Source organism: Furfurilactobacillus milii (assembly GCF_009863985.1).
In the GTDB taxonomy this organism is placed as follows: domain Bacteria; phylum Bacillota; class Bacilli; order Lactobacillales; family Lactobacillaceae; genus Furfurilactobacillus; species Furfurilactobacillus milii_A.
In genome coordinates this window covers 1-1,718 of record NZ_WEZT01000025.1, presented here as the reverse complement: position 1 = coordinate 1,718, position 1,718 = coordinate 1, and the positions used below count along the sequence as shown (strand labels likewise).

The window sequence follows — 1,718 nt, the reverse complement described above, 5'->3', positions numbered from 1 at the left end:
GTAATCACTCCCTATATTGGTTGGAATTAGCTACTACCATTGTAAGTGATTGCTTTGGGCTTTTTAATTTCTGTTCGGATTAATTATAGAATTTGCCAGTTTTGAAATTTAAGGAGAATTAATATGTGCGGTATCGTCGGTTTCGTAGACAAGAAGATTGCTGACAAAAAGCCAGTTATAGAAGCTATGATGGATACGATCAAACATCGTGGTCCAAATAGTTCGGGGGAATTAGTTAATGAGGATACGGCGCTAGGATTTCGTCGATTGAGTATCATTGATATCAACAGTGGTATGCAACCTATTTACAATGAAGATAAACCAAAAGCAGTAATTTTTAACGGAGAAATTTATAACTACCAAGGTATTAGAGAAGAATTGATCAACAAGGGTCATACTTTTACTACCGAAACAGATACAGAAGTATTGTTACATGGTTTTGAAGAGTGGGGAATGGAAGAATTACTTAAGAAAATTCGGAAGTTTGTCAAATGGTGTTGAAGGATAGTTTCTATCCTTTGGAGATCTCCTCGTGGGGGAGATCTTTTTTGTTGTTTTATTAGTTGCGGCGTTTAATCTGGTGTGTTGTCTGAATATCGTACTTGAAGGCATAACAAATAAGCCTACCATCGTGACGTTATTGTGGTAGATAATCTAGGCAATCAGCTGGTAGACGCGTGTGAACATATTGGCCTGATTGGAGAAGCCATAACAAGCACGTTTGAGCTCCTTGATCTTACGGTTGATGCCCTCTATCGGTCCGTTAGAGTAGGACGATTTGGCGGCGTTAATTACTCCATTATGATTCTTTCGTAGGGTAGACGCAAGTTAAACAAGAGCTAGGGGGTCGCGCTTTGTGATACCCTCAATTTTGGGGGCACGTACAAAGTACGTACCCTTTTGATAGTACAAAGATGTGCGCAATTTTGCGCAGATGTGATTAATCTTATATTTTAGAGCCGTGAGAAGCGTTCTAAGACGTTTTAGAACAACTTGAATTAAATATACGTGAGTAACACAAAATGGCTTAAAAGAGCTTAAAATTGATTGTGGAAAGAAATTAAGTTGCATTTATTAATATTTGATTGCTCAAGGTTTTCAAGCGTCCCGGAACGGGAAAGCGCATGTCCTCAAAATGTGAACGAACGAAGCGAGAGAACGACAAGGAAAACTTGTTTTCCGCAGTCCATGTTCTGATTAAGATAATTGATTAATAATTTTAATTAATGTCCGCCTTATCGTGCTTTTGCCTTGGTGGCAAGCCCGAACGGCTATAAATATTGATATGTAAGGATTTATAAGACTTTTTAAAAAGTGTGCATTAACTATACCCGTATAAATACAGAAAACAAAATGTTCAAAATTAATGTGAATGTGCATTAAGAATTTGGATCTATATATAGTGGGTTTGACACTTAATGCACACTTTCAAATAAGAATAAGAAGGAGATAAATTAGTAAAAATGGCAAAAATTGACATGGATGTAATTTTAGATGATCCCGGATCCGGCAAGAGCTATGATTTAGTTAACACTGTTTCGAAAATGGAAGAAGAAAAGAAATCTATATATGTATTCACACCAACTGGAACGGCGAGAGCGTAAAATATCTTGTGTAAATGGGCAAATTCTATAATTAATCCGAACAGAAATTAAAAAGCCCAAAGCAATCACTTACAATGGTAGTAGCTAATTCCAACCAATATAGGGAGTGATTAC

At 36.7% G+C, this 1,718-nt stretch carries 1 protein-coding gene and 2 pseudogenes; 2 read left to right on the top strand and 1 reads right to left on the bottom strand.

Going from position 1 to position 1,718, the window contains the following annotated elements; all coding sequences use genetic code 11:
- Positions 1–123: 123 nt before the first annotated feature.
- Positions 124–480 (top strand): annotated as a pseudogene (locus tag GB992_RS10400) (asparagine synthase (glutamine-hydrolyzing)); the annotation flags it as partial.
- Between the two features lie 174 nt (positions 481–654).
- Here GB992_RS10400 and GB992_RS10395 read toward each other — a convergent pair.
- A pseudogene (locus GB992_RS10395) lies at positions 655–819 on the bottom strand (transposase); the annotation flags it as partial.
- A 644-nt stretch (positions 820–1,463) separates the two neighbouring features.
- On the opposite strand from GB992_RS10395, the gene GB992_RS10390 reads away from it, so the two are divergent.
- Positions 1,464–1,604, top strand: a complete 141-nt coding sequence (locus tag GB992_RS10390) for a hypothetical protein (protein ID WP_155275710.1) — start codon at positions 1,464–1,466, stop codon at positions 1,602–1,604.
- The last annotated feature ends 114 nt before the right edge of the window (positions 1,605–1,718 follow it).

Bases quoted from the DNA above. Each gene is read 5' to 3' on its own strand.
- GB992_RS10390 (WP_155275710.1), top strand. From the start codon at position 1,464: ATGGCAAAAATTGACATGGATGTAATTTTAGATGATCCCGGATCCGGC.